Source organism: Xanthomonas sp. NCPPB 4037 (assembly GCF_041475695.2).
In the GTDB taxonomy this organism is placed as follows: Bacteria; Pseudomonadota; Gammaproteobacteria; order Xanthomonadales; family Xanthomonadaceae; genus Xanthomonas; species Xanthomonas campestris.
In genome coordinates this window covers 2,868,906-2,894,696 of the sequence record NZ_CM191261.1, presented here as the reverse complement: position 1 = coordinate 2,894,696, position 25,791 = coordinate 2,868,906, and the positions used below count along the sequence as shown (strand labels likewise).

The window sequence follows — 25,791 nt, the reverse complement described above, 5'->3', positions numbered from 1 at the left end:
CGTGATTGCACACTCGATGGACCGTGGTGACGGTCGGCGTTGGGCCGGCCGCACCGATGCGGCCGGCGGATTCCGGTCGTCGGAGAGCCTTGAATGGCGACGAGTGTGCGTATGCGGAATACCTTGACTTTGTTTTCGTCCAACGATGATGTGTTGTGCCACCGGGTCCGACTGGTCCTGGCGGCAAAAGGGGTGACCTACGATCTGGTGTCAGTCGACCCGCAGAATCCTCCGGAAGATCTGATCGATCTCAATCCTTACCACTCGGTGCCGACCCTGGTCGAACGCGACCTGGTGCTCTACGCCGCCTCGGTGGTCAGCGAATACCTCGACGAACGCTACCCGCATCCGCCGTTGATGCCGGTCGACCCGTTGTCGCGTGCGCGCCTGCGTCTGGCGATGCTGCGTATCGAGCACGATTGGGTGCCGCAGGTGCAGGCGATCCAGCTGGGCAACAAGACCCAGGCCGAAGCCGGGCGCAAGCGCCTGAAGGAACTGCTGACGGCCTCGGTGCCGCTGTTCAAGGCCAGCAAGTTCTTCCTCAACCCTGAAATGAGCTTGGCCGATTGCGCGATGGCGCCGATCATCTGGCGGCTGGATGCGCTGGAGATCAGCCTGCCCAAGGACAGCAAGGCGATCGAGGATTATGGCAACCGCATCTTCCGCAATCCCGGCTTCATCCGCAGCCTGACCGATCAGGAAAAGAAACTGCGCGACATGCCGGGTTGATGGTGCGGCTGTATGCCAACAGACCGAGTTCCGATGGCACCGCCGCCGCTGCGCGTCGTGTGCGGGTAAAATGACGCAATGAGCGAAGATTTCCCCCGCATGACCAGCCACCGCCCGTATCTGTTGCGGGCTTTGGTGGAGTGGATCAACGACAACGGCATGACGCCGCATATCCTGGTCGATGCCGGGCTGCCTGGCGTGCAGGTGCCGGCCAGTGCCGTCAAGGACGGCCGCGTGGTGCTGAACATTGCCGAGCGTGCCGTGGTTGGCCTGAATGTCGACAACGAGAGCGTGCGGTTTACCGCGCGCTTTGGTGGCGTGAGCTATCCGGTGATGGTGCCGATGCCGGCCGTGCTGGCCGTGTATGCGCGCGAGACCGGGCAGGGCATGGCACTGCCGGACGACATCCCGGGCACCAGCACCGAGCCGCCGGATCCCGGCACGCCGTCGCCGCCGAGCCCGCCACCGCCGGACGAGCCGCCGAGCACCGGCAAGCGCCCGCACCTGCGCGTGGTCAAGTAAGCGGTCGCGGACGTTGTCGAGCACTGCACCGATGCAGGTCTCGCGCGTCCGCCATACCGATTGCAGTGCGCCGGATGCGTCCGGCGAGTATGCGTATGACTACGAGTACGACATCTATCATTTCGTGGATGGCGGGATCGGTCTGATCGCGCGTAGCTACACCGACACGCCGGAAGAGGCGCATTTCCTCAACATCGAGGTCAACGGCACGCTGCGCCTGTTGACGCAGGCTGACCTGGCGCAGCCGTTGTTCGCACTGGCCCAGGACTACCTGCGGCAGGAGGGCAAGCGGGAGCTGCGTTGGTTGAGTGGCCGGGGAGACGGTTACGAGCCGCTGCCTGGCGGCGTGCCTTCGCCCGCTTGATGTGTCGTTGGGGCACACGACGTCTTGGCGGATCTTGCTGCCGCGGCTGCCGAGATGGCAGTGCAGGGACGCCACTAGCTAGCCAGCGCCGCCACGGGATCGGTGCCCATCACTCCAGGCGCTGTTGCTCCGGATGCAAGGCTCGCACGGTCGTCACCTGTGGGCCGGTGAAGGCAATCAGCTGCTCGCCGCGCAGGATCAGACGGCCGCTGTGGCGGTCCACGCCATCGTGCGAATACTCGAAGCGAAACGTGCGCTCAAACCCCAGCCAGCCGTTGGGCATCCGGCAGATGCGCAGGTTGGTGGAGTGCACGCTCTGGTCCAGCCATTGCACATCGGCTGCACGGCAGGCATTGCGGCCGAGCACTTCGGCGCGTTCGGCCGCGGCACGCGACGCGTTCCAGAACGCGTAGAGCGCGGCGCCGGCAATCATGAAGAGAATCAGGCTGGGCATGCCGACAATGTGCCATGCCGCGCAGGCGCTGGACAATCGCGGGTGCCGGGCCGCAGCGTTGCGGTGCTGTCGTGCAGATGGCGCGAGGCCAGTGATCAAAGCGCTCGTAGTCGCCAGGCAGGCGCGAGCGGTGCGCGCAGCCGGCGCTGTGTGCTCAGGCATTCGGCGTGTCCGCAGGATGCGCACCCGCGGACTGCGCTTTACCGAGAGGACTTGGCTTGCCTATGCCATGCGTGCCCAAGCACCGCGCGATTGCGGTAGTCGCCATTAACCAATTCACCGCGCCCACGGCGGCTGGCTTGTTCTGGCGGTCGCCAAGCCCCATCACTAGGATTCTGCCCCTGTCGACGCCGAGTGCCGCACGGCCCTGCCTGGTGCGCCTCGGGCCCCGCCCATGCATCCAGTCCTGCAGCATTTTCATCCCGTGGTCGCCGCCTGGTTCGGGCGTACCTTTGCTGCGCCCACCCCGGCGCAGATTGCTGCGTGGCCGGCGATCAAGGCCGGGCGGCATACCCTGGTGGCGGCGCCGACCGGCTCCGGCAAGACCCTCACCGCGTTCTTGGCAGCGATCGATGCGTTGATCCGTGACGGCCTGGCCCAAGGCGGTGCGCTGCCGGACCAAACGCGGGTGATCTACATCTCGCCGCTCAAGGCCTTGTCCAACGACATCCATCTGAATCTGGAGGCGCCACTGCAGGGCATCCGTGCGGAGTTGCTGGCGCAGGGCCTGCCCGAAGTTCCGGTGCGTACGGCGGTGCGCACCGGCGACACGCCGCAGCGCGAGCGGGCTCAGGCGCGTCGTGTGCCGCCGCATATTCTGGTGACCACGCCGGAGTCGCTGTACGTGCTGTTGGGCTCGGCCTCCGGGCGCAGCGCGTTGCGCCATGTACGCACGGTCATCGTGGACGAGATCCACGCAGTGGCAGCGGACAAGCGCGGCAGCCATCTCGCATTGACCCTGGAGCGCCTGCAGCGATTGGCCGAGCAGCCCATCACGCGGGTGGGCCTGTCTGCCACGCAGAAGCCGATCGACACCGTGGCGCAGTTTCTGGTGGGTGTTGGCGAGGACGGCGCGACGCCGCCGTGCGAGATCGTGGATATCGGCTACACCCGTCAACGCGATCTGGCATTGGCGCTGCCGCCCACGCCGTTGAGCGTGGTGATGTCCAACGACCAATGGCTGCAGGTGTATGCCGAGGTCGCTGCGCTGGCGCAACAGCACCGCACCACGCTGGTGTTCGTCAACACGCGGCGCATGGCCGAGCGGGCTGCGCGCCACCTGGGCGAGCTGCTGGGCAAGCAGCGCGTGGCAGCGCATCACGGCAGCCTGTCGCGCGAGACGCGGCTGCTGGCCGAGCGCCGACTCAAGGCCGGCGAATTGACCGTGCTGGTGGCCACTGCATCGCTGGAGCTGGGCCTGGATATCGGCGATGTGGACCTGGTCTGCCAACTCGGCTCACCGCGCTCGATCGCCACCTTCCTGCAACGCGCCGGCCGGTCCGGGCATGCGGTCGGCGGCACGCCGAAGGCGCGGTTGTTCCCGCAGACGCGCGACGAGCTGGTCGAATGCGCCGCGCTGCTGGATGGCATCCGCCGTGGCGAACTGGATGCCCTGCGGTTTCCGCTCGCGCCAATCGACGTGCTGGCGCAGCAGATCGTCGCCGAAGCCGCCTGCGAAGATTGGGACGAAGATGCACTGTTTGCGCTGGTGCGCCGCGCCTGGCCATTCGCAACGCTGAGCCGCGCCACGTTCGATGCGGTCGTGCGGATGTTATGCGAGGGCTTCAGCACCCGGCTGGGGCCACGCGCTGGCTATCTGCACCGCGATGCGGTCAATCGCCGCCTGCATGCGCGGCGTGGCGCGCGCATGACCGCGCTCACCTCCGGCGGCACCATTCCCGAAACCGGCGATTACAGCGTGGTGCTGGAGCCACAGGCGGAAAACATCGGCACGGTGAACGAGGATTTCGCGGTCGAAAGCCTCACCGGCGATGTCTTCCAGCTTGGCAATGCGAGCTACCGCATCCTGCGCGTGGATGCGGGCAAGGTGCGGGTTGAAGATGCCAAGGGGGCGCCGCCCAATATTCCGTTCTGGTTGGGCGAGGCGCCAGGCCGCAGCGATGCATTGTCGCTGGCGGTGTCGCGCCTGCGCGAAGAGATTGCCACGCGGCTCGACGGTGCACGGCATGCCGGCGCCCAGGCATGGCTATGCAATGAGGTTGGGTTGGCCGCGGAACCAGCGCAGCAACTGGTGGAGTATCTGGCGAACGCCTGTCAGGCATTGGGTGCGATGCCGACCCAGCAGTGCCTGGTGATGGAGCGCTTCTTCGATGCCACCGGCGGCACCCAGTTGATCATCCACTCGCCCTACGGCAGCCGGATCAACCGCGCCTGGGGCCTGGCCTTGCGCAAGCGGTTCTGCCGCACCTTCAATTTCGAACTGCAAGCTGCCGCGACCGAGGACGCGATCGTGTTGTCGCTGTCCACCAGCCATAGTTTTGCGCTGGAAGAGGTGGCGCGTTATCTGCATTCCGCATCGGCCGAGCACGTGCTGGTGCAGGCGTTGCTGGACGCGCCGCTGTTCGGTGTGCGCTGGCGCTGGAATGCCACCAACGCGATGGCGCTGCCGCGCTTTTCCGGCGGCAACAAGGTTGCGCCGCAACTGCAGCGGATGAAGTCCGAAGACCTGTTGGCCACGGTGTTCCCGGACCAGGTGGCATGTGCGGAGAATCTGGTTGGCGAGCGCGAGGTGCCTGACCATCCGCTGGTGGCGCAAACGCTGGAAGATTGCCTGCATCAATCGATGGATAGCGAGGGTTGGCTGCAGGTGTTGCGCGGCCTGGAGTCCGGCGCCATCACGCTGGTGGCACGTGATCTGGCCGCGCCGTCGCCGCTGGCGGCGGAAGCCTTGAATGCACGTCCGTACGCCTTTCTCGACGATGCCCCGTTGGAAGAGCGTCGCACCCAGGCCGTGCAGGGCAGGCGCTACACGCCGCAGAGCAGCGATGATTTGGGGCAGCTGGATCCGCAGGCGATTGCCGCCGTGCGCGAAGAAGCCTGGCCGCAACCACGCGATGCCGAAGAGATGCACGAGGCGCTGGTGGGCCTGGGTGTGCTGCCGGTGGAAGAAGCCCTCGATGCACAGTGGCAGGCATGGCTGTCGGCGTTGTCGGCGGCCGGGCGCGCCACCTGTTTGGCGATCGATGACGGCGCTGCACTGTGGATCAGCGCCGAGCGCATCGAATGGTTTGCACCGTTGTATCCGCACGCCGTGGCGCAGCCGCCGCTGCAGGCGCCGCCGGATTGCCGTGTGGACGACTGGCAGCGCGAGTGGGCAGTGCGCGAGCTGGTGCGCGGCCGCCTGTCGGCGGTGGGGCCGGCGCAGGTGTCTGCGCTGTGCAGCGCAGCGCGCCTGCCGGCAGCAGAGGTCGAACTCGCCTTGATCGGGCTGCAGCGCGAAGGCTATGTCATGGCGGGTCGCTTCAGTGCGCAGGTGCAGGACGAGGAATGGTGCGAGCGGCATCTGCTGGCGCGCATCCATCGCTACACGCTGGGGCACTTGCGCCGCGAGATCGAGCCGGTGTCGCAGCGCGATTACGCGCGTTTCCTGTTCGAATGGCAGCGCCTGGATGCCGATCACCGCGTGGCCGGGCCGGACGCACTGGCCGGTATCGTTGGCCAGCTGGAAGGTTTCGAGGCGCCGGCCGCGCTCTGGGAAAGCGAGCTGTTGCCTGCGCGCGTGCGCGACTACCAACCCGCGTGGCTGGACGAACTGTGCACCGCTGGCCGCACGGTATGGGCGCGCCTGCGTCCAGGCGGTGGCCGCAGCGGCAATGCGTTGCGCGGCACGCCAATCGTGCTGCTGCCGCGGCGTGAAGCGCAGCGCTGGAATGCCCTGGCACGCGCGGACGATGACGCGCCGCTGGGCTCACGTGCGCAGCGCGTGGTGGAGGTGCTGCAGGAGCAGGGCGCGCTGTTCTTCGACGAGATTGCCGATGCTGCGCGGCTGATGGCGACCGAGCTGGAAGATGCGCTCAGCGAACTGGTGATGCGCGGGCGCGTGCATTGCGACAGTTATGCCGGCCTGCGTGCACTGCTGGTGCCGGCGTCCAAGCGCCCCTCGGCACTGTCGCGGCAACGCCGGCGTGCCAGTGCGCTGGGCATCCGCGATGCCGGCCGTTGGGCGCCGGTGCGCAACTTGCCGGCGCTGCCCTTGGCCGAGGCCAGCGAGCGGCACCAGGAAATGCTGGAGCACGTGGCGCGCGCGTTGCTGCGCCGCTATGGCGTGGTGTGTTGGCGGCTGCTTGAACGCGAGGCCGCGTGGCTGCCGCCCTGGCGCGAGTTACTGCGTGTGTATCAGCGGTTGGAAGCGCGTGGCGAATTGCGTGGCGGGCGTTTCATTGCCGGCGTGTCCGGCGAACAGTTCGCGTTGCCCGATGCCATTGCCGTGATGCGTCGCGTGCGCGCGCAACCGTTGGCGCAACAGTGGATCTGCCTTAGCGCAAGTGACCCGGCCAATCTGCTCGGCAATCTGTTGCCCGGCGAGCGCATCGCGCGCGTGCCCGGCAATCGCGTGGCGTTTCTGGACGGCCTGCCGATGGCCGCCTTGAGCGGCGATCGCTTCCAGCCGCTGCAAGAGCTCTCACACGAGCACGGCGAGCAGGCATTGCGATTGCTGCAACGTGGGCCGGGCGCCGCCGAGCAGACGCCACTGCAGCAATGGCTCGCTCAGTCGCCGGTTACTGATGCGCGTGCGCCGCTCGCACGTGGCAGCGGACGCGACAGATAGGCGCTGCCAGGCACGACCCAGCGCCACGGCAATTCCACGGCCTTGCGAATGCCGATGCGCGGGCCGGCAAGCGGTGCCGCTGGTGGCGGAGTGCCGTCGTCCTCGATCCACAAGCGCGCCACGCCAGTGGTCAGGTCCAGTCCGTTATCGACTGCGCTCACGCCAAAGGCTTGCGCCAGGCGGCCTGGACCGGTGGTCAACGATTTGAACGGCGCTGCGCCGCGTGCAGCGTGCATCGCATCAAATCCATCTAACGGTTCCAGCGCACGGATCAACACCGCGTGCCCGGGCGCGCCGCCACATACCGCGTTGATTGCCCAGTGCATGCCGTAGATGAAATACACATACAAATGCCCGGGCGCACCGAACATCACCTGTGTGCGTGGGGTCATGCCGCGAAACGAATGCGCAGCGGCATCTTCGCTGCCGCAATAGGCTTCGACTTCGGTGATGCGGCCGCGGCGGCCGTCGGCGCTCACCAGAACCTTGTTGAGTAGCAGCGGCGCAACGGTGCGCGCATCGGCTGCATAAAAAGCGCGCGGCAAAGGCGAGTGCAATGACATGTGTGCAAGCCTAACGCGGTAATTGTGATGTCTCTGCGGGACTGTCCTGGACAGCGTGCATAACGCGGGTAGGGATTTTCCGAATGGGGCGCGCGGCAAGCGAGTGAACTGTCACAAATCGACACATCCATTCGTGTGGCCGGCACATTCAGGCTGAAACCGCCTCAAGCGCGTTTTGCGTGCGCCGATAGCCATTAACGATTGGTTTAGCAAGGCACATCAATCGCTGCACCGACGGTGTCAGCAAGTGCCTGCCGACGCACCGCACTCATGCACGTTCACTCAAGAGACATCCCAATGTTAGGCAACCTCAAAATCGGAACCCGGCTGATCGTGGCGTTTCTGATCGTTTCGGCGATCGGCGCTTGCATTGGCTGGGTGGGGTACTCCAACTCCGGCCGGCTCAATGACCTGTCCACCACGTTGTACGAGCGCGAATTGCTGGGCTTGTCCAATGTGAAGGAAGCCAACATCAATCTGATTTACGCGGGCCGTGCGCGCGCGAACCTGCTGCTGGCCAGTAGCGCGGAAGAGCGCCAGTCGCACGTGCAGAACATCGACAAGTACACCGCCAAGGTGGTCGATTACATGACGCGTGCGCGGGCCAGCTTCGAAACCGACGAGGGCAAGACCAAGCTGGCGCAGTTCGATCGCGCCTGGCAGAAATACCTGGATGAGCGCGGCCGCTTCGTCGAGGCCGCCAACCGCGAAGCACTGCGCGAGGCCAACCCCGAATTGGCCGAGCTGTCACGCGCGGTGCGCGCCAGCTCGGATGAGGTCGATACCTTGATGACCGACCTGAGCAGCTTGCGCGAACGCAGTGCGGCGTCGGCGAACGCCGAAACCGGTGCAATCCACAGCAGCAGTTCCAAATTGCTGATGGCCATTATCTGCGGCGGCGTGCTGCTGGGCGGGGTGCTCGGTGTGGTGATCAGCCGCAGCGTCACCGGCCCGATCCGTCGTGCGGTGGAGGTGGCAAACGGGCTGTCCGAAGGCGATTTGACCATGCGCATCGAGGTGCATGGTCGCGACGAAGCCGCGCAACTGCTCGAGGCGATGCGCACCATGGTGCAGAAGCTGTCGCAGGTGGTGGGCGAGGTCAACACCAGTGCCGAAACGCTGGCTAGCGCGTCGGAAGAAGTCAGTGCCACTGCGCAAAGCATTTCGCAGGCTGCCAGCGAGCAAGCGGCTGGCGTGGAAGAAACCAGCGCCTCCCTGGAGCAGATGACCGCATCGATCAGCCAGAACACCGAAAACGCACGCATCACCGACGGCATGGCCACCCAGGCCGCGAAGGAAACCATCGAAGGCGGCGAGGCGGTTGTGGCCACCACGCAGGCGATGAAGCAGATCGCACAGAAGATCGGCATCATCGACGACATCGCGTATCAGACCAATCTGCTGGCACTCAATGCCGCCATCGAAGCTGCACGCGCCGGCGAGCACGGCAAGGGCTTTGCGGTGGTTGCCGCCGAAGTGCGCAAGCTGGCCGAACGCAGCCAGGTAGCGGCGCAGGAAATTGGTGAGGTCGCCAGTTCCAGTGTCGAGCTCGCCGACCGCGCCGGCCGCTTGCTGGACACCATCGTGCCCAGCATCAAGCGCACCTCCGATCTGGTACAGGAAATTTCTGCCGCCTCCGAAGAACAGTCCTCCGGTGTGAGCCAGATCAACTCGGCGGTGGTGCAGTTGAGCCAGACCACCCAGCAGAATGCCAGCGCCTCTGAAGAACTCGCGGCCACCGCTGAAGAGATGAGCGCGCAGGCCGAGCAGCTGCAGCAGAGCATGGCGTTCTTCCGGCTGGGCGGGCAGGCGCCGGCCAGCACGCCGCCCAAGCGAGGCAAGGCCGTGGCCGCGCGCGCAACCCGCAGCAGTGGCGCACGGACCTGGCGCGGCACTGCCGCACCGGTCTACGCCATGTCCGAGGGCCCGGACGAAGGCCAGTTCGCACGTTTCTGAGGACGACCGATGGATGCGTTGACACCCGATGCGCTGCTGGGCGATGCCGATGCGGCAGCCCAGTATCTGACCTTCCAGCTGGACGGCGAGACCTTTGCCACCAGCATTCTCGGCATTCGCGAGATCATCCAGTACCGTGCACCCACGCCGGTGCCATCGATGCCCGCCTGCGTACGCGGGGTGATCAACCTGCGCGGCGCAGTGGTGCCGGTGGTGGATCTGCAGGCACGGCTGGGACGTGCCGACAGCAGCATCGGCAAGCGCAGTTGCATCGTGATTCTGGCCACCGAGCAGGCGCAGGGGCCGCAGGTGATCGGCGTGCTGGTGGACGCGGTCAATGCGGTGATCGAGCTGGCCGATCACGACATCGAAGCAGCGCCGTCGTTCGGCACGCACATCCGCCGCGACCTGCTGCGCGGCATGGGCAAGGTGGGCGAGCGCTTCGTCGTGCTGCTGGAGATGGAGCAGGTGTTGCGAGTGGATGAGATTGCTGGCGAAACCGACGTGCTGGCGGCCTGAAATTCCGCGAAACAAAGCACCTGCGGCGGTGACGCGTTGATCAGCGGTCGGTCTGCCAACCATCGAAGCACTGCACGCAATTACGCCCCGCACGCGTGGCACCGAGCAAGGCGTGGCGGGCACGCGCCATCAAGACATGGCTGTCCAATGGCTCGCCAGGCGCGACGCAGACCAGCCCGGCGGTGATGCTGATGGTGTCGGCTGGCCAGGAGGCAGCGGCGATCATGGCTTGCAGGCGCTGCATGCTCGCCAGTGCGTGCTCGCTGTCTGCGCCGGGCAGCACCATGCAAAAGTGCGCTGCGCCGATGCGTGCGACACCGCCGGGTTCCTGCGGCTCGGTCTCGATACAACGTGCGGCCTGCACGAGTGTTGCGTCGGCAGCGTCGCTGCCGAATTGCAGCTTGAGCCGTTTGAAACCATCGATCTCGATCAGCACGAATGCCAGGCCGTGCTGCTTTGCCACCGGCGTGGCGTCTTCCAGCACATGTTCAAGACCCTCCCGGTTCCACAGATCGGTGAGCGGGTCGCGCAGGGCATCGCCTTCCAGCAGACGCGCGGCCTGGCGCAGTTCGATGGTGGTGACGACTTGGCGGGCCAGCGCCTGCAATGCAGTGCGCTCGGTGTCCGACAAGGTGCGCGGGGCGCGATCGAGCACGCACAAGGTGCCCAGCGCCACGCCGTCGGACGTCAACAGCGGTGCACCGGCGTAGAAGCGAATCTGTGGCCCGCCCGTCACCAGTGCGTTGCGCGCGAAGCGTGGGTCCACAAACGTGTCGCCCACTTCCATTATCTGGTCGGGCTGCAGGATGGCGTGCGCACAGAACGCTAGGTCGCGCGGCGTTTCGGCGGGCTGCATGCCCACGCGCGACTTGAACCACTGGCGGTCCTGGTCGATCAGCGAAATCAACGCCATCGGCGTACGGCACAGCTGCGCGGCCGCTGCGGTGATGTCGTCGTAGAGCGGCTCCGGCGCGGTGTCGAGAATGTTGTAGCTGTGCAGCGCGGCCAGACGGTCGTCTTCGTTGGCCGGTGGCGGTGCGCCCAAAGCAGCCAGCGCATTGCCTGATAGCAGCGTGGCATGGGCCAGGTTCAGCGACGGCGCGTCGGGGGTCTGCATCGAGCGTGGTACCGGCAGGGGCCCGCAGGGGCGCGAATAGGAATGGCTGGTTGTTATCGGGCGGCAAGCGCTGGCGCGCGCGATGCTGCTGGCCGATCTTGCCACACTCGTTGGCTTGCACGTGGCGCCGCGTAGGCATTTGCTCGCTTGAATATAGCCTGCGCACCGCGCGGTGCGGAACGTGGCCTTCCGCCATGCAAAGGCATCGCGTGCGATCAACTTCAAACCGCGCCAACAGGCGCCGTCCGTCGTGGCGCGCACATCACGGGCGCAGCGCTAACGTTCGTTTGCAATCTTTCAATGGAGTCGCCCAGATGATGCCCGACCACACACCGCGTGAAAACGAACCCGACAGTCAGCATGGCGAACTGGAAGGGCAGCAAGACAGAAAGCAGGACGAAACCGCCAAACAGCGCCCCGGGCAGAACGATCAGCAGATCCGCGATACCGAAAGCCGCCGCCCCAAGCCCAGCGACGAGCAGAGCGCATAGCTGTACACCGATCTGGCTGCGCGGCAAGTCGTGAGCCGTGCGCCGCGAGGCGCGCTGCTTCATACCGCCAGCGTTGCTAATCGACTGCGGTGTTTAGCGCTCGGCTGCAGTGCAATAGCTCGACGACAGGTCCGATCCTGCTGCACGATTTCGATGCCGCGGATGCTGCGGATGCCGTGAATCCGACGCGGTCGTCAGCACTCTGGTGGACTACCGACTGCCGCGATTTTAAGCAGTGCAGTTGGCCATCAACGCTGCGGTTGTGCGGCGCGTCGGACACATAACCTCGCTGTGTCCGCAGTTGAATTTAATGGGCGACCAGTGATCCTCGCTTGCAGCAGCATGTTTGGGACGTCGCCGTTTGCGACGCCTGACTGCGGGTTCTAACCAAGTCAGGTGCATCGGTATCACTAGATGCATGTGCATCTCGTTCCACGTGGCTGGCAAGATTGCGCTCGCACGTCATTCACCCGAGTACGCGCTGCAGAGAGGACTGCGCTGAGGCACTCGCGGCGCGGCTAAATCGCTGGCGATTGCCCCGCCACCGAGCAACGCAGTTCCATCACAAAATCAAAGGTGTTCATCCGATGGCGCGCTGACGGGTTGATCGAGCGCCACGCTGTAAGAAAAATAGCAGCTGGGCCATACCACCCTTGTTCTATGCCATTGCACGGCTACGTCGGTCTTTTCCGAGTGACTACGGTCGAAACCAAACGCCTGGGCGCCAACGAATGGATGTCCACCGCGTACATCCACCACGGCGATGAGGCAGGCGCGATCCGGGTACTCCCCAATGTGGGCTGTAGTCCCGATCGCATGGAGGCGCGCCGCCAGGGCATGCGGGCGGGCGTACAGGCAGCGCAGTTGCTGAATGCTGGTGTCCGCAACAGGCAAGAGCCTCCGCGCTGGCGCAATGTCTAACAGCGCGCTGTCGATGCGGCTGCACGCGGTCATGCGTCGGCCCACACGTGTTCGTCAGATGCCCACTGCGATACTGCAACGCATGAAACAGCGCACCCTACAACGCACCGTGCTGCATGGTCATTGCGGCGAGTTTCGCGTGGAAACGGTCGAGTTCCAGGCGCCGGGCGACCCGCAGTGGAGCTCCACGGCGTATGTCTACCATCGCGATCTGTCATCGGCGGTCGCCACGATTGAAGAAGCCGGCAAGGCAGGCTATCGCGGCGATGCGCGGGCCCAGGCAATGCAGCTTGGCCGCTGCCTGGCGGAGTTCCTGGATCCGGCCGGTTACCGCGTGGCGTGACGCGGCTTAGCGCTCGCGGTGCACTAGCACCAACTCCGAGTCCCCCATAGCGCCAAGCATTCTGTTTGCCATCAAACCGATATGCCAGCTGACACCAGCGGCCATCAGGCGGACGCACCTCCAAGTACAGGCCGCTAGCAGCTTCTTCGTTTAGACGCAGGCTTGTCGCTGTCGCAGGGAGAAGGGCAGCTAAATCTGCAGTTGGGTGCAAATGCCCCCAGATATGCCCCCACTGTCTCGCGCGTTGCAACGAAACGATCCGGTCCGGCCAAAAATGCAGAAGGCCGGTCAACCTCTCCTACAGCAAGGTTTCCGGCCTTCTTCCATCCCGTTCGGGATGCTATCTGGTGGAGCGGAAGGGGATCGAACCCTCGACCTTCGCGATGCGAACGCGACGCTCTCCCAGCTGAGCTACCGCCCCACGTGAGTCGATTCTAACCACATGCCACGCGGTTCGCCAAGGGCTGCCTGCGTGGCTGGCCGCATCGGGGGATGCGGCCGGCGATCTGATTACTCGCGAATCAGCGGGAACTTGAGATCGGGGTTCTTGGCTTTCCATTCCTTGTACGACTCCGTGCCTTCCCATGCAGCGAAGGCCTTCGGCGTGCGTCCGCGGCCGGACCAGGTCTCGCCGGTGCCGGGAAGCTCGTACTTCGGGCGCACTTCGCTGCGGCCGGTCTTCACCACGTCCTTGCGGGCAGCGGTGGTGGTGCCGAGGTACGCGGCAATGTCGTTGCGCTGCTTGGTGTTGAAGTGGCCGGCAAACTGCTCGAGCAGCGACACGATGGTGGCATGTGCTGAGGATGCCTCACTGGCGCGCTCGGTTTTTTCCTGTTCTTCCAGCTTCTGCAGCTCGTCCAGCAGCTTGGCTTTGGCTTGCGCGATGGAATCCAGTTTCGAAGAAGTATTGCTCACAGAGGTATGGCCTCGGAATAAGAGTGGAGACACCGCCCGATGGGCGCGCGCCATTATGGCACTGGTCTGTGGAAGGTCGTTGCACGGACACGGCTTTACACATGCGCTAAACGGGCCGTTCACGGGGTCTGGCCGGACGCTTTCGCATTGTCGTGCTGCGCCTGCTGCAGACGCATCGCGTCTGCTGGCAGGCCCAACCGCAACAATACAGGAGCATGCCATGAGTGATGACACCCGCAATGTCGGCACGCCGGATCGTGACCGGATCAATGTGCACGAAGCTTACGAACTGCAGTACTGGACCAAGGCCCTTGGCCTGAGCGCCGACGAATTGCGCGCGGCCGTGGATGCGGTGGGGCCGGTGGCCGCCAAGGTGCGCCAGCACCTGGGCAAATAGGCTCGGCTTGCATGAGCCTGAGCGAATACCGCCGCAAGCGCAGCTTCGACAAGACCCGCGAGCCGGAGCCAGGCAAGCTGCTGCCGCAGGGGCAGCGGGCGATCTTCGTGGTGCAGCTGCACCATGCCAGCCGGCGCCACTACGACTTTCGTCTGCAGGTGGGCGATGCGCTCAAGAGCTGGGCGGTGCCGAAGGGGCCAAGCTACGACCCGGCAGTCAAGCGTATGGCGGTAGAGGTGGAAGACCACCCGGTGGACTACGCCAGTTTCGAAGGCGAGATTCCCAAGGGCGAATACGGCGGCGGTCACGTGGCCCAGTTCGATCATGGGGTCTGGGCCACCGCCGGTGACCCGGAAGCGCAGCTGGCCAAGGGCCACCTGCGCTTCGAGTTGTTCGGCAGCAAGCTCAAGGGCGGGTGGCACCTGGTGCGCTCGAGCAAGCCGGCCCGCCAGCCGCAGTGGTTGCTGTTCAAGGAAGACGACGCCTATGCCGGCACGCTGGAAGCCGACGATCTGCTGGCCGATGTGGCTGCCGCGCCAGCAGAAGATGTGCGTCGCGCCGGGGCCGGCAAGGCCCAACGCAAGGCACTCGCCACCGTGCCTGTGCCACGGGGGCGTGCACGTAACGCCTGGACCAACGCCGCGTTGAAACTCACGCACGCGCGGCGCGGCGACATCGACGATGCCGCTTTCGCACCGCAGCTGGCCAAGCTCGGGCAGGCGCCGCCGGAAGGGGCGCAATGGGTGCATGAAATCAAGTGGGACGGTTATCGCATCCTGGCCACGGTGACCGATGGCCAGGTGCGGCTGTGGTCGCGCAATGCGCTGGAATGGACCGACAAGATTCCCGATATCCGCGATGCGATCCAGGCGCTCAACCTGCGCTCGGCACGGCTGGATGGCGAGCTGATCGCCGGGCGTGGCACCAAGGAGGATTTCAACCTGCTGCAGGCGACCTTGTCGGGCGAACGCCAGGTGCCGCTGGCGCTGGCGGTGTTCGACCTGCTGCACATCGATGGCGTGGAGATCAGCGAGGCGCCGCTGCGCGAACGCAAGCAGCTCTTGCAGCAGGTCCTGGCGAATGCGCCGGCCGGCCATCTGGCCTACAGCTCGCATGTGGAGGGCGATGGGCTGGAGGCGTTCCGGGTCGCCGGCGAGCAGCACTTCGAAGGCATCATTTCCAAGCGTGCCGACCGGCCGTACCGCGGCGGTCGCAGCGATGATTGGCGCAAGACCAAGCAACTGGCCAGCCAGGAATATGCGGTCGTCGGCTATACCGCGCCCAAGGGCAGCCGTACCGGCTTCGGCTCGCTGCTGCTGGCCACGCCGGACCCGCAGCACGGCTGGTTGTATGTGGGGCGAGTTGGTTCGGGCTTCTCGGATACGTTGATGCAGCAGGTGGCCCAGCATCTGCACGGGGGCGGCAAGCGGCCCACCGCGCATATCCCCACCGAAGACACCGATCTGCGTGGCGCCACCTGGTTTGCGCCGCGGTTCGTGGTGGAGGTGTTCTATCGCGGCATCGGTGGGCAGCAGCTGTTGCGCCAGGCCTCGCTCAAGGCGGTGCGTCTGGACAAGGACATCGCCGACCTGGCCGACAGCGATACGGGGGATGTCAGTCCCGCGCAGGCTGATGTGGCCGACACTCCAGCACTCGGGCACAAGCGTGCAAACAAGCAAGCGCCCGCGCCGGGCGAGCTCACGTTGTCCAGCCCGACCAAGCTGATCTACCCAGACATCCGGGCCACCAAGGGCGATGTCTGGGATTACTACCACGCGGTGATGGATCACCTGCTGCCAGAGATCGTGGGTCGGCCGTTGTCGATCATCCGTTGCCCCAACGGGGCGGAAAAACCGTGCTTTTTCCAGAAGCACCACACCGCCGGACTGGAGCGGGTGAGCTCGGTGCGATTGAAGGAAGAGACCGGCAGCAATGCCTACTATCTGGTGGTCGAAGATGCGCCCGGGCTGCTGGAGCTGGTGCAGTTCAATGCGCTGGAATTCCACCCCTGGGGCTCGCATGCCGCGCGGCCGGATATGGCTGACCGCGTGGTGTTCGATCTGGATCCCGGCCCGGATGTGCCATTTGCCGAGGTCAAACGGGCCGCCACCGATATCCGCAAGCTGCTGGCGCAGCTGGAGCTGGAATCGTTTCTGCGCGTGTCCGGCGGCAAGGGCCTGCACGTGGTGGTGCCCTTGAACCCCGGCTGCGATTGGGAGTTGACCAAGCGCTTTGCCAAAGGCTTTGCCGACGCGTTGGCGCAATCCGAGCCGGACCGCTTCGTGGCCACGGCAACCAAGCGCTTCCGCAACAAACGCATCTTTGTCGACTACCTGCGCAATGGGCGTGGGGCCACCGCAGTGGCGTCGTACTCGCTGCGCGGCCGCCCGGGCGCACCGGTGGCATTGCCGCTGCCGTGGTCAGATTTGGCCAAGCTGCATCGCGCCAATGCCTTCACCCTGCGCGATGTCCCAGACAAGTTGCGTCGCCGCCGCAAGGATCCTTGGGCAGATATCGCCAGCATTCAACAGAACCTGGCGCGCTGGGCGGACCAGGGCTGAGGCACGGGCTCCATTCTCACAGAGCACGCCGGATGCGTTTGTTGCCACACGCCGCCGCAGTCACGCGGCAAACGTGCGCAACACGCCGCTCAGGGCGTTACCGCATCCAGCAGCGGCAGCAGATCTGCTTCCAATGCGTCGCGTCGCCACTGACCGAGCGCGGCCGGCCAGCTGCGCTGCTCGATCAGGGTTTCCAGATGGCGGCGCGAGGCGAGGATGCCGTCCGGCAGTTCGAGCTCGCGGCTGCGCTGCGCCACTGCATCCTGCAGGCGCTTGAGCGTGGCCTTGTTGCCATCGGTGGAGGCCTGCGCAAGCGGAGCGTGATCTTCGTCGGGCAAGGGCGTGTTGAGCGCCTCCCAGACCGCGTTGGCGAGCTTGCGCGGTGCCTTGGGAAATTTGTCGAACTGGCGCATCAATGCGTCCAGATCCGCCGGCGGGAAGCGCGCCAGCTGGCTGGCCAGTTCGTTGTCAAGGATCCAACTGCGTGGGCGGTCGCTCTGCCGTGCCTGCAGGTCGCGCCAGCGCAACAGGCGCAGCAGGCGGCGCTGTGCGGCCGGCTCCAGGAACTGTGCGGTGCGCAGGCTCACGTGCGGCCAACGGTCGCCATCGTCGTGCTCCACCGTGCCGAGCAAGCGCTCGCCATCTTCGGCCAGCCAGCCCAGGCGGTCCTGCGCGGTCAGCTTGGCGGTGAGCGCGTCGTGGATGGCAAACAGGTAGCGCACGTCGTCGGCGGCGTATTCCAGCTGTGCGGGCGAGAGCGGGCGGCGCATCCAGTCCGAGCGGGTCTCGCCCTTGGTGAGCAGGGTGCCGGTGATTTCCTGTACCAGTTTCTGATAACCCATGCCGCCACCGACGCCGGCCAGTGCGGCCGCGATCTGGGTGTCGAACAACGGCCGCGGCAGCACGCCGCAGGCACACTTGAAGGTAACCAGATCTTCGCTGGCGCTGTGCATCACCTTGACGATGTCCGGCGCGGTCAGCCAGTCCTTCAGTGCATCGGTCATGCCCGGAATCAACGGGTCGATCAGCAGGATCTCCTCACCGATCGCCATCTGCACCAGCGCCAGTTGCGGCCAGTAGGTGCGCTCACGAATGAATTCGGTATCCAGGCCAATGCGGGACGGACGCAATTGCAGGCGTTCGGTCAATTCGGAGGGGTGGGTGATCCAATGGGGCACGTGATTTCCGTCGACAGCAAGGGTTTGCGTAGAGCGCGCAGAATAGCCTAACGTCGCGATCGCCTGCCGAAGGGGCAGTGCCGGGCAAGGAGTGGGTGTGGGTCAGTGCGGCAATCGGATCGCAGCATGGGCGCTGGTCGCACTCTGTGCCGGTGCGTGCTCGCGCGAGCCGACACCTACGCCCGCGGCGGTTACCAAGCCGCGCGTGGCTGCTACTGCCAGCGCAGCGCCGGCCACCGCACCGCGTGTGTCCATTGGTGGCGAAGAATCCGCCGAGACCGTTGCGCAGTGGCAGCCACCACCGGTGGACCTGGGCGAGATGCCCCTGGCGCAAGTGCGCCAGCGCGCCGCCGAGGCGTTGAAGGAAGATCGCCTCTACCGCAGCGCCGACGATGCCATTCCGCTGTATCTGGCGATCCAGCAACGCAGCGAGGGCAAGGATGCGGTCAGCCGACGTGGCCTGGAGCAGGCGCGGCGGCGTCTGCTTGAGCGCGGCCATGCGCTGGTCGCGCAGACCGACCGTCAGGACAACGCACTGGAGCAGGCGCGCGAACTGGCGATCGTGGCACTGGCCCTGGCGCCGGAAGATCCCAAGGTGCGCGCGCTGCAGCTCGAGGTGGAAACGGCCCAGCGCGTGCTCGGCTTCAATCGCGCAGGCGAGGACGATCTGCGCAACGGGCGTCTGGGCGAAGACGGCAACGGCGCGCTGGTGAACTTCCGCGATGCCGCCCAGCTGGACCCGGATAACCCGCGCACACGCCAGGGCCTGGCCGCAGTGGAAAGCGCCTTGCTGCGGCGTGCTGAACAGGCCGCCGAGACGGCCAACTTCGTGGCGGCGCGCTACTGGCTGCAGATGGCCGGCCAGGTGCGCGAGCGCGCGCCGACCATTGCCGATGCACGTGCGCGTATCGAGCGCATGCGGCGCGCGCAGATCGCCGCGCTGCGCGATGCCGGCCTGCGTGACCTGACCACCCCGCGCGGGCTCAAGCCGGCCGGCGAAAAACTGGCCGAGGTGCTGCGCATTGCCGATCCCGGCGACCCGGTGGCCGGCGATCTGCGGCGGCGGCTGGAACTGGCCGCGCACTACGGCAGTTTTCGTCCCGGCCAGGTCTTCACCGATGGCCTGAAGGTCGGCGGCCGCGGCCCGCAGATGATCGTGGTGCCGCATGGTGCGTTCCGCATGGGCGCAGGCGACTACGAGCCGGGCGCATCGGACAATGAACGCCCGGCGCATTACGTGCGCTTTGCGCGCGGGTTCGCGATGTCCATCACCGAAGTCACCGTGGCCGAGTTCCGCCAGTTTGTGGAAGCGACCAAGGCGCGGCCGCGCGCAACCCGGCGCGGCCATTCGGTGGTCTACGACGAGCGCAGCGGCAACTTCATCCGCCGTAGCGGGGTGGACTGGCAATCGGATTACAACGGTGCCCAGGCCGCCCCCAACAGCCCGGTGATGCACGTGAGCATCCGCGACGCCGAAGCCTATGCGACGTGGTTGTCCGAACAGACCGGCCGCCACTACCACCTGCCCAGCGAAGCAGAGTTCGAATACGCGCTGCGTGCCGGCACCACCGGCCGCTATCCGTGGGGTAACCCGGGCGTGCCGCCGCCTGATGCGGGCAACTTCACCGGCGGCAACGACGTCTCGCGCAGCGGGCGGCACTGGAACAACGGCTTTGTCGGCTATGGCGACGGCTTCTGGGGGCCGGCGCCGGTGGGCAGTTTCCGCGCCAATGCCTGGGGCCTGCACGACATGGGCGGCAACCTGAGCGAGTGGGTGGCCGACTGCTGGCACGCCAGCTACCGCCGCGCACCGGCCGACGGCGCCGCGTGGTTCAACCCCGGTTGCCGGCAGCGCCTGGTACGTGGTGGCAGCTGGGCCAATTCGCCGCTGCAGACACGCGCGGCCTGGCGGCTGTCGCAAGAGTCCGACACCACCAGTGCGCGCATCGGCTTCCGCCTGGCGCGCGGCATCTAGGCTGGCGCGGCGCCAGGCTTAACCACGCAAAACGGCGCCACCGCGTGGCTGGAACCGGGCGCGGCCTGCGCCGGTCCAAGCCGCAGCGTTTTCAAGGACCGCCGCGATGACCTGGGGTATCACACTGTTTCGCTGGATCGTGGCGCTGCTGTTCATTGCAGGCAGCGGCTATGCCGTTGCCCGGCATCTGCAGGACGGCAATACCGCCGGCAACTATGGTGCGGTGGAAGTGGTGCGCCCGTCAGGCACGCCCAAGGCGATGGTGGTGCTGCTGCCGGACAGCGCACACGCCGAGCAGGGGCAGCAACTGGCCGACCTGCTCAGCGACGATGGCGCGCTGGTCGCGGTGGTCGACACCGCGCGGTACCGCACCCGTGCGCGCAGCCGGCATGCTGCCTGCAGTGCGCTGGCCGACGACGCCGAGCGGCTCGGCAAGAAATTGCTGCGCGCCGAGCACGTGGATGCCTTCCTGCCGCCGGTGCTGGTCGGGCAGGGCGATGGCGCGCTGCTGGCGCGTCAGGCGGTCGCCAACGCGGCGCCGGATGTGCTCGGCGGCGTCGTGGTGGCCGATGGCGACGCCACCGAGACCGGACTGGCTTGCCTGCACGATGTGCCCGACCCGAACCAGGGCTTCCTGGATGCCCAGGTGGAAGATGCCAGCCCGGCACAGATCGCCGCCGCCACGCGCGGCCATTTCCAGGCCGCACAGGCGCAGGGCCTGGCCGACCTGCCGCTGGTGGAACTGCACGCGCCCGGCAGCGATCGTCTGGTCGTGCTGCTCTCCGGCGACGGCGGCTGGCGCGAGATGGACAAAGGCATTGCTGCACGCCTGCAGCAACAGGGCGTGTCGGTGGTCGGCTTCAACAGCCTGCGCTACTTCTGGGGCAGCCGCACGCCGCAGCAGGTGGGCGTGGATCTGGACCGGATCATCGCCACCTACCAGCAACGCTGGCATGCGCATCACGTGGCCTTGGTGGGCTATTCGTTCGGTGCGGATGTATTGCCGTTCGCATTCCCCGAACTGTCGGCGGCGCGCCGCGATGCGGTGCAGTTTGTCGGCTTGCTGGGCCTGGCCCATCAGGCCGACTTCAAGGTGCGGGTGGGCGGTTGGCTGGGCTGGCACAACGAGGCCGAGCGCCCGATCGCCCCGGCGCTGCAGGCGCTCGATGCGCATCGGCTGCAATGCATCTACGGCGAACAGGAGAAGGACACCTTGTGCCCGGAGCTGCGCGCGCGTGGCGTGGAGGTCATTGCGCGTCCTGGCGGCCACCACTTCGACCGTGACCCGGGTGCGCTGGCCGACATCCTGCTGCGGGGCTGGCAGCGCGCGGCGCAACTGCCGGGGCATGCGTGAAGCCCGCGCAGCTGCAGGCATGTTGCACGGCGTGCCTGGATGAGCGCGTCAGCCGGTCTCGCTGGTGTCGACCACGACCGTCACGCTGCCATCGGCCAGCTGTGCGCGCAGGCGATCACCCTGGGTCAATCCGGCGGCACTGCGCACCACGCTGCCATCGGCCTGACGGGTGACGATGGCATAGCCGCGTGCCACCGTGGCCAGCGGGCTTACGGCTTCCAGTGAACGCACCAGGCCGCGCAGATGCAGGTGATCCTGCTGCAGGCGCCGCTGCATTGCCGCTTGCGGATGTGCAGCGCGCAGGCGTTGCTGCAGCGGTGCCAGGTGGCGCTGCGGGCTGTGTGACTGCACACCGGCCTGCGCGCGCTGCACACGTGCCTGTAGCCGCTCCAGGATATGCTGCATGCGCGCACGCAGATGCCGCGCGGCGTCTTCCTGGCGGCGCTGCAGCAACTGCAAGCGTGCCTGCGGGCTGCGCGCGCGCAGGCGCAGCGCCAGCCGATCCGCGTGTTGCATCGCCTGGCCAAGCGTGTGCTGCTGCAGCTGGCTGAGCCGGGCTTGCGCGCGCCGCACACGTGCCACCAGTTCGCGTTGATCGGGCACCAGCAACTCGGCGGCGACCGAGGGCGTGGGGGCGCGCACATCGGCGGCAAAGTCGCTCAGGCTGACATCGGTCTCGTGACCGACCGCCGACACCACCGGCGTGTGCGCTGCGGCAATCGCCCGCGCCAGGCGCTCGTCGTTGAACGCCCATAGGTCTTCCAGCGAACCGCCACCGCGAGTGATCAAGATGACGTCGTAGCGGCCGGAGGCATCGGCGCGTTGCAGCAGCGAAGTGATCTGCGCGGCGGCGCTGTCGCCTTGTACCAGCGACGGCAAAATCTCCACCTCCAGCAGCGGGAAGCGGCGCGCCAGCACGCTGAGCACGTCGCGCACGGCCGCACCGCTGGGCGAGGTGATCACCGCCAGGCGGCGCACATGCGCGGGCAGCGGCTGCTTGCGCTCGGCGTCGAACACGCCCTCGGCGGCCAGCCGCGCGCGCAGTTCCTCGAACGCGCGCCGCAACGCGCCTTCGCCGGCTTCTTCCATGTGGTCCAGCACCAGCTGGTAATCGCCACGTGCCTCGTACAAGGTGAGGCGCCCGCGCGCGAGCACGCGCAGCCCTTCGCGCGGCTGGAACTTCAGCCAGGTGCTCTTGGGCTTGAACATCGCGCAGCGGATCTGTGCGCGCGCATCCTTGAGCGTGAAATACAGATGGCCGGAGGCGGGGCGGGTGACATTGCCCAGTTCGGCTTCTACCCAGACCAGGGGGAAACTGCCTTCGAGCAGGTCGCGCGCCAGCATGTTGAGCTGGCTGGGAGTGAGGATCTGTTCGGTGCGGTCGGCCATCGCCGCATTATCCCGCAGCGGGGCACGCAATGCGTGATCGGCTGTGTGCGGTGCGGCTGATGCGGCGAACGATCGGGTGTGGAAGGTGGACTGAGTGCGGCGCGCACGCCAGCGGTGCCCGCGTGCAACAGCGCTCCACTAACCCTGCTACAGGCCGTGTTGCGCCAGCGCCCAGCCCACATGCTCGCGCACCAGGGCGGAGTCGTCATGGCGCCGCGACTCCAGCGCGGCGAGCACGTCTTCGCTGCCGGGGGCATTGCCCAGGCCAACGGCGATATTGCGCAGCCAGCGTTCGTGGCCGCTGCGGCGGATCGGGCTGCCTTCGGTGCGGCGCAGGAACTCGGCCTCGTCCCAGGCGAACAGCTGCGGCAGGGTCGCCACATCCAGATCGTTGCGCGCGCGGAAATCCGGCTCGTCGGTGCGCTGGGCAAACTTGTTCCAGGGGCAGATCAGCTGGCAGTCGTCGCAGCCGAAAATGCGGTTGCCGATCGGCTTGCGCATGTCTTCGGGAATTGCGCCGTCGTGCTCGATGGTGAGATAGGCAATGCAGCGGCGTGCATCCAGCCGGTGCGGCGCGATGATGGCCTGGGTTGGGCAGATGTCGATACAGCGCGTGCAGGTGCCGCAATGCGCGGTGGCCGGCGTGTCGATGGGTAGGGGCAGGTCCAGGTAGATCTCGCCCAGGAAGAACCACGAGCCGCCGCGGCGGTCGATCAGGCAGGTGTGCTTGCCGATCCAACCCAGCCCTGCATTGCGGGCGAGGGCGCGTTCGAGCACCGGCGCCGAATCCACGAACACACGGTAGCCGAAGGGCCCGACCTCGGCCTGGATGCGCTCGGCCAGTTTCTGTAGCCGGTTGCGCATCAGCTTGTGGTAGTCACGCCCCAGCGCATAGCGCGCCACGTACGCGCGGCGGCCGTCGTGCAAGGTGTCCCAGGCCTCGGTGTCGTCCTTGCGGCCGTAGTCCATGCCCACCGACAGCACCCGCAAGGTGCCCGGCACCAGTTCCTGCGGACGCGAGCGCTTGTCGCCGTGCTGCGCCATCCAGTGCATGGTGCCGTACAGGCCTTCGGCCAGCCAGCTGCGCAAGTGCACTTCGTCCTCGCCCAGCTCGATGCCGGTGATGCCGCAGCGCTGAAAGCCGGCCTCGCGCGCAAGCGTGCGGATGCGCGCGGCGGCATCGGTCGGGTCGGGGCGGGCAAGGACGGCGGACATGGCGACAAGTATAGAATTCCCGGCATGTATGCACCGCTCGCTCTTTACGACACCGCTGCCGCGCGCATGCTGGACGCGCAGGCCACCACGCTGCTCGGCGGCGACGGCTACACGCTGATGCAGCGCGCCGGGCAAGCCGCCTGGCAGTGGTTGCAGGAACGTTGGCCGCGCGCACGCCGCATCGTGGTGATGTGCGGCACCGGCAACAATGGCGGCGACGGCTATGTGCTGGCGCGGTTGGCTCACCGGGCCGGACGCCAGGTGCAGGTCGTGCATCTGCCCGACCAAGGGCCAGCCAGCGAACTGGCGCAACGCGCCTGCACGGACTATCTGGCCGTGGGCGGTGCGATCACGCTATTCCCGTGCGCGCTGGCGCATGCGGATGTGTTGGTGGATGCGGTGTTCGGCATCGGTCTCAACCGCGCGCCCGATGCGCAGATGGGCGCTTTGTTCGATGCCATCAACGCCGCCGGCGTGCCCGTACTTGCGCTGGACGTGCCCAGTGGCATCGATGCCGATCGCGGCATCGCACCGGGCAGCGCCGTGCGTGCCAGCGCGACCTTGCAGTTCATCGTGCCGCACGTGGGCCTGTACACCGGCGATGCGCTGGAATACGCCGGCGAGCGCGACCTTGCCACGCTGGAGGTGCCGGGCTCGGCATTCGACGGCCTGGCACCGGTTGCGCAGCGCTGGGAGCGTGACGCACTGGCCGCGCATCTGCTGCCGCGCCGGCGCAACACCCACAAGGGCGAATCCGGGCGTGTGCTGTGCGTGGGCGGTAATGCCGGCAGCGGCGGCGCCATCATGCTGACCACTGAAGCTGCCCTGCGCAGCGGGTCTGGCCTGGTGCAGGTGGCAACCCGCGCCGAGCATGTGGCGCCGCTGCTGGCGCGCTGCCCGGAAGCGATGGTGCGGGGGGTACAGGAAGACGCCGACATCACCGCGCTGGCCGAGGCCGCCGATGTGGTCGCGCTGGGCCCGGGGCTAGGCCAGGACAGCTGGGCGCGCGCCTTGTGGAGCGGTGTGCTGGCATCGGCCACGCCCACCGTCATCGACGCCGACGCCTTGAACCTGCTCGCATCCACTGCCGTGCCTGCGCGGGGCCCCCGCGTGCTCACGCCGCATCCGGGCGAAGCGGGGCGTTTGCTTGGTCAATCCACCGCACAGGTGCAGCGCGACCGCCTGGGCGCCGCGCATGCGCTGGCCACGCGCTTTGATGCGGTGGTGGTGCTCAAGGGCGCCGGCACCGTGGTGGCCGCGCCAGATCGCCTGCCGCACCTGATCGACGCCGGCAATGCCGGCATGGCAGTGGGCGGCATGGGCGACCTGCTGACCGGCGTGATCGCCTCCTTGCTCGGCCAGGGCTGGGCGCCCTTCGAGGCCGCCAGCCTGGGCGCCTTGCTGCACGCCTGCGCCGGCGATGCTGCAGCCACCGACGGCGAGCGCGGCCTGCTTCCCACCGACCTGCTGCCGGCGCTGCGCCGTCTGGCCAACGCTGGAGCCATTGCATGACCACGCTGCACGCCTTTCTGGCCGACGTCGATGCCACCGAGCAGGTCGGGCAGGCCCTGGCGGCCACCCGGCCCGCCACCGCCGTGGTGCAGTTACATGGCGACCTGGGCGCCGGCAAATCCACCCTGGCACGTGCCTTGTTGCGCACGCTCGGCGTCACCGGCCCAATTCGCAGCCCCACTTACACACTTGTCGAACGCTATCCCCTGGCAGCCGGGGGCGAAGCCTGGCATCTGGATCTGTACCGCATCGGCCACGCCGGGGAGCTGGATTTTCTCGGGCTGGACGAGGGCAGTGCCACCCTGTGGCTGGTCGAATGGCCGGAACGTGGCGCTGGCGCTTTGCCTGCGGCGGATATGGAGGTCGAATTGGCAGTGGCCGGGGAGGGACGCGCGCTGACGCTGCGCGGCGCGAGCCCAAGCGGGCAGGCATGGGTGAACGAGCTGGCAGCACGGGACGAGTTGCGGGCGCTTTTTGCCGCCGCACAAGAGGAATGAACGCCAGGTTATGGATTATTAAGGGAAATT

The 25,791-nt window shown here is 66.8% G+C and carries 22 protein-coding genes and 1 tRNA gene; 15 read left to right on the top strand and 8 right to left on the bottom strand.

Translation table 11 applies throughout. The annotated features are described in order from the left end of the window. Positions 1-93: 93 nt before the first annotated feature. The 3 genes from ACCQ01_RS13070 (at position 94) to ACCQ01_RS13060 (ending at position 1,615) form a co-directional block, all read left to right on the top strand. Entirely contained in the window at positions 94-729 is a 636-nt protein-coding gene (locus tag ACCQ01_RS13070; RefSeq protein ID WP_011037464.1) for a glutathione S-transferase N-terminal domain-containing protein, read from the top strand. 78 nt (positions 730-807) lie between these two features. Further along, a complete protein-coding gene (locus tag ACCQ01_RS13065) occupies positions 808-1,251 on the top strand; it encodes a ClpXP protease specificity-enhancing factor (protein WP_011037463.1) in 444 nt (147 codons plus the stop codon). 31 nt (positions 1,252-1,282) lie between these two features. After that, positions 1,283-1,615, top strand: coding sequence for a hypothetical protein (locus ACCQ01_RS13060; RefSeq protein ID WP_070691173.1), 333 nt, complete (start codon positions 1,283-1,285; stop codon positions 1,613-1,615). Positions 1,616-1,724: 109 nt separating this feature from the next. Here the strand turns inward: ACCQ01_RS13060 and ACCQ01_RS13055 are convergent, their stop codons facing one another. Next, positions 1,725-2,069 (bottom strand): DUF3301 domain-containing protein, encoded by a 345-nt coding sequence (locus ACCQ01_RS13055; RefSeq protein WP_228432129.1) that lies wholly within the window; start codon positions 2,067-2,069, stop codon positions 1,725-1,727. A 394-nt stretch (positions 2,070-2,463) separates the two neighbouring features. Between ACCQ01_RS13055 and ACCQ01_RS13050 the strand changes: the two genes are divergently transcribed. Then, positions 2,464-6,858, top strand: coding sequence for a DEAD/DEAH box helicase (locus ACCQ01_RS13050; protein WP_228432127.1), 4,395 nt, complete (start codon positions 2,464-2,466; stop codon positions 6,856-6,858). On the opposite strand, the gene ACCQ01_RS13045 is transcribed toward ACCQ01_RS13050, so the two are convergent. Next, positions 6,798-7,421, bottom strand: a complete 624-nt coding sequence (locus tag ACCQ01_RS13045) for a DNA-3-methyladenine glycosylase (protein ID WP_228432125.1) — start codon at positions 7,419-7,421, stop codon at positions 6,798-6,800. The genes ACCQ01_RS13050 and ACCQ01_RS13045 overlap by 61 nt on opposite strands. 297 nt (positions 7,422-7,718) lie before the next feature. Between ACCQ01_RS13045 and ACCQ01_RS13040 the strand changes: the two genes are divergently transcribed. Both ACCQ01_RS13040 and ACCQ01_RS13035 read left to right on the top strand, forming a co-directional pair. Beyond that, positions 7,719-9,377: a methyl-accepting chemotaxis protein gene (locus tag ACCQ01_RS13040; protein WP_228432123.1), complete on the top strand. Its 1,659-nt coding sequence runs from the start codon at positions 7,719-7,721 to the stop codon at positions 9,375-9,377. A 9-nt stretch (positions 9,378-9,386) separates the two neighbouring features. Next, positions 9,387-9,896 carry a chemotaxis protein CheW gene (locus ACCQ01_RS13035; RefSeq protein WP_011037457.1) on the top strand — a complete coding sequence of 170 codons (510 nt, stop codon included), beginning with the start codon at positions 9,387-9,389 and terminating at the stop codon, positions 9,894-9,896. 40 nt (positions 9,897-9,936) lie between these two features. On the opposite strand, the gene ACCQ01_RS13030 is transcribed toward ACCQ01_RS13035, so the two are convergent. Continuing rightward, on the bottom strand, positions 9,937-11,013 hold the full coding sequence (locus tag ACCQ01_RS13030; protein WP_228432121.1) for a GGDEF domain-containing protein: 1,077 nt from the start codon (positions 11,011-11,013) through the stop codon (positions 9,937-9,939). Positions 11,014-11,330: 317 nt separating this feature from the next. Here ACCQ01_RS13030 and ACCQ01_RS13025 point away from each other — a divergent pair, with 317 nt between their 5' ends. The 3 genes from ACCQ01_RS13025 (at position 11,331) to ACCQ01_RS13015 (ending at position 12,768) form a co-directional block, all read left to right on the top strand. After that, positions 11,331-11,504 carry a hypothetical protein gene (locus tag ACCQ01_RS13025; protein WP_228432344.1) on the top strand — a complete coding sequence of 58 codons (174 nt, stop codon included), beginning with the start codon at positions 11,331-11,333 and terminating at the stop codon, positions 11,502-11,504. Between the two features lie 693 nt (positions 11,505-12,197). Next, positions 12,198-12,425, top strand: a complete 228-nt coding sequence (locus ACCQ01_RS13020; protein WP_372358802.1) for a hypothetical protein — start codon at positions 12,198-12,200, stop codon at positions 12,423-12,425. An 82-nt stretch (positions 12,426-12,507) separates the two neighbouring features. Continuing rightward, positions 12,508-12,768 (top strand): hypothetical protein, encoded by a 261-nt coding sequence (locus tag ACCQ01_RS13015; RefSeq protein ID WP_040941188.1) that lies wholly within the window; start codon positions 12,508-12,510, stop codon positions 12,766-12,768. Positions 12,769-13,113: 345 nt separating this feature from the next. On the opposite strand, the gene ACCQ01_RS13010 is transcribed toward ACCQ01_RS13015, so the two are convergent. Beyond that, positions 13,114-13,189 (bottom strand) — tRNA-Ala (locus tag ACCQ01_RS13010). 89 nt (positions 13,190-13,278) lie between these two features. Then, positions 13,279-13,683: an H-NS histone family protein gene (locus ACCQ01_RS13005; RefSeq protein ID WP_040941192.1), complete on the bottom strand. Its 405-nt coding sequence runs from the start codon at positions 13,681-13,683 to the stop codon at positions 13,279-13,281. A 220-nt stretch (positions 13,684-13,903) separates the two neighbouring features. On the opposite strand from ACCQ01_RS13005, the gene ACCQ01_RS13000 reads away from it, so the two are divergent. Both ACCQ01_RS13000 and ligD read left to right on the top strand, forming a co-directional pair. Beyond that, the gene (locus tag ACCQ01_RS13000; protein ID WP_228432119.1) at positions 13,904-14,080 is read left to right on the top strand and encodes a DUF3606 domain-containing protein; all 177 of its coding nucleotides are present in this window, start codon (positions 13,904-13,906) and stop codon (positions 14,078-14,080) included. A gap of 11 nt (positions 14,081-14,091) precedes the next feature. Beyond that, the gene (ligD, locus tag ACCQ01_RS12995; RefSeq protein WP_228432117.1) at positions 14,092-16,641 is read left to right on the top strand and encodes a DNA ligase D; all 2,550 of its coding nucleotides are present in this window, start codon (positions 14,092-14,094) and stop codon (positions 16,639-16,641) included. A gap of 89 nt (positions 16,642-16,730) precedes the next feature. On the opposite strand, the gene rnd is transcribed toward ligD, so the two are convergent. Then, positions 16,731-17,819 (bottom strand): ribonuclease D, encoded by a 1,089-nt coding sequence (gene rnd, locus ACCQ01_RS12990; RefSeq protein WP_228432115.1) that lies wholly within the window; start codon positions 17,817-17,819, stop codon positions 16,731-16,733. A gap of 97 nt (positions 17,820-17,916) precedes the next feature. On the opposite strand from rnd, the gene ACCQ01_RS12985 reads away from it, so the two are divergent. Together ACCQ01_RS12985 and ACCQ01_RS12980 are read left to right on the top strand one after the other, a co-directional pair. Then, entirely contained in the window at positions 17,917-19,794 is a 1,878-nt protein-coding gene (locus ACCQ01_RS12985; RefSeq protein ID WP_228432113.1) for a formylglycine-generating enzyme family protein, read from the top strand. Positions 19,795-19,900: 106 nt separating this feature from the next. After that, entirely contained in the window at positions 19,901-21,148 is a 1,248-nt protein-coding gene (locus ACCQ01_RS12980) for a virulence factor (RefSeq protein WP_228432112.1), read from the top strand. A 48-nt stretch (positions 21,149-21,196) separates the two neighbouring features. Here the strand turns inward: ACCQ01_RS12980 and xseA are convergent, their stop codons facing one another. Both xseA and queG read right to left on the bottom strand, forming a co-directional pair. After that, positions 21,197-22,537 (bottom strand): exodeoxyribonuclease VII large subunit, encoded by a 1,341-nt coding sequence (gene xseA, locus ACCQ01_RS12975; protein WP_228432109.1) that lies wholly within the window; start codon positions 22,535-22,537, stop codon positions 21,197-21,199. 147 nt (positions 22,538-22,684) lie between these two features. Next, on the bottom strand, positions 22,685-23,752 hold the full coding sequence (gene queG, locus ACCQ01_RS12970) for a tRNA epoxyqueuosine(34) reductase QueG (protein WP_228432108.1): 1,068 nt from the start codon (positions 23,750-23,752) through the stop codon (positions 22,685-22,687). A gap of 24 nt (positions 23,753-23,776) precedes the next feature. On the opposite strand from queG, the gene ACCQ01_RS12965 reads away from it, so the two are divergent. Further along, positions 23,777-25,264: an NAD(P)H-hydrate dehydratase gene (locus ACCQ01_RS12965; RefSeq protein WP_228432106.1), complete on the top strand. Its 1,488-nt coding sequence runs from the start codon at positions 23,777-23,779 to the stop codon at positions 25,262-25,264. Next, positions 25,261-25,761, top strand: coding sequence for a tRNA (adenosine(37)-N6)-threonylcarbamoyltransferase complex ATPase subunit type 1 TsaE (tsaE, locus tag ACCQ01_RS12960; RefSeq protein WP_115005029.1), 501 nt, complete (start codon positions 25,261-25,263; stop codon positions 25,759-25,761). Before ACCQ01_RS12965 ends, tsaE begins: the two co-directional genes overlap by 4 nt. Positions 25,762-25,791: the final 30 nt, after the last annotated feature.

What these genes read in the sequence shown, in the direction of transcription:
- ACCQ01_RS13070 (WP_011037464.1), top strand. Translation starts at nt 94, where the DNA reads ATGGCGACGAGTGTGCGTATGCGGAATACCTTGACTTTGTTTTCGTCC.
- ACCQ01_RS13065 (WP_011037463.1), top strand. Translation starts at nt 808, where the DNA reads ATGAGCGAAGATTTCCCCCGCATGACCAGCCACCGCCCGTATCTGTTG.
- ACCQ01_RS13060 (WP_070691173.1), top strand. Translation starts at nt 1,283, where the DNA reads ATGCAGGTCTCGCGCGTCCGCCATACCGATTGCAGTGCGCCGGATGCG.
- ACCQ01_RS13055 (WP_228432129.1), bottom strand. Translation starts at nt 2,069, where the DNA reads ATGCCCAGCCTGATTCTCTTCATGATTGCCGGCGCCGCGCTCTACGCG.
- ACCQ01_RS13050 (WP_228432127.1), top strand. Translation starts at nt 2,464, where the DNA reads ATGCATCCAGTCCTGCAGCATTTTCATCCCGTGGTCGCCGCCTGGTTC.
- ACCQ01_RS13045 (WP_228432125.1), bottom strand. Translation starts at nt 7,421, where the DNA reads ATGTCATTGCACTCGCCTTTGCCGCGCGCTTTTTATGCAGCCGATGCG.
- ACCQ01_RS13040 (WP_228432123.1), top strand. Translation starts at nt 7,719, where the DNA reads ATGTTAGGCAACCTCAAAATCGGAACCCGGCTGATCGTGGCGTTTCTG.
- ACCQ01_RS13035 (WP_011037457.1), top strand. Translation starts at nt 9,387, where the DNA reads ATGGATGCGTTGACACCCGATGCGCTGCTGGGCGATGCCGATGCGGCA.
- ACCQ01_RS13030 (WP_228432121.1), bottom strand. Translation starts at nt 11,013, where the DNA reads ATGCAGACCCCCGACGCGCCGTCGCTGAACCTGGCCCATGCCACGCTG.
- ACCQ01_RS13025 (WP_228432344.1), top strand. Translation starts at nt 11,331, where the DNA reads ATGCCCGACCACACACCGCGTGAAAACGAACCCGACAGTCAGCATGGC.
- ACCQ01_RS13015 (WP_040941188.1), top strand. Translation starts at nt 12,508, where the DNA reads ATGAAACAGCGCACCCTACAACGCACCGTGCTGCATGGTCATTGCGGC.
- ACCQ01_RS13000 (WP_228432119.1), top strand. Translation starts at nt 13,904, where the DNA reads ATGAGTGATGACACCCGCAATGTCGGCACGCCGGATCGTGACCGGATC.
- ligD (WP_228432117.1), top strand. Translation starts at nt 14,092, where the DNA reads ATGAGCCTGAGCGAATACCGCCGCAAGCGCAGCTTCGACAAGACCCGC.
- ACCQ01_RS12980 (WP_228432112.1), top strand. Translation starts at nt 19,901, where the DNA reads ATGACCTGGGGTATCACACTGTTTCGCTGGATCGTGGCGCTGCTGTTC.
- xseA (WP_228432109.1), bottom strand. Translation starts at nt 22,537, where the DNA reads ATGGCCGACCGCACCGAACAGATCCTCACTCCCAGCCAGCTCAACATG.
- queG (WP_228432108.1), bottom strand. Translation starts at nt 23,752, where the DNA reads ATGTCCGCCGTCCTTGCCCGCCCCGACCCGACCGATGCCGCCGCGCGC.
- ACCQ01_RS12965 (WP_228432106.1), top strand. Translation starts at nt 23,777, where the DNA reads ATGTATGCACCGCTCGCTCTTTACGACACCGCTGCCGCGCGCATGCTG.
- tsaE (WP_115005029.1), top strand. Translation starts at nt 25,261, where the DNA reads ATGACCACGCTGCACGCCTTTCTGGCCGACGTCGATGCCACCGAGCAG.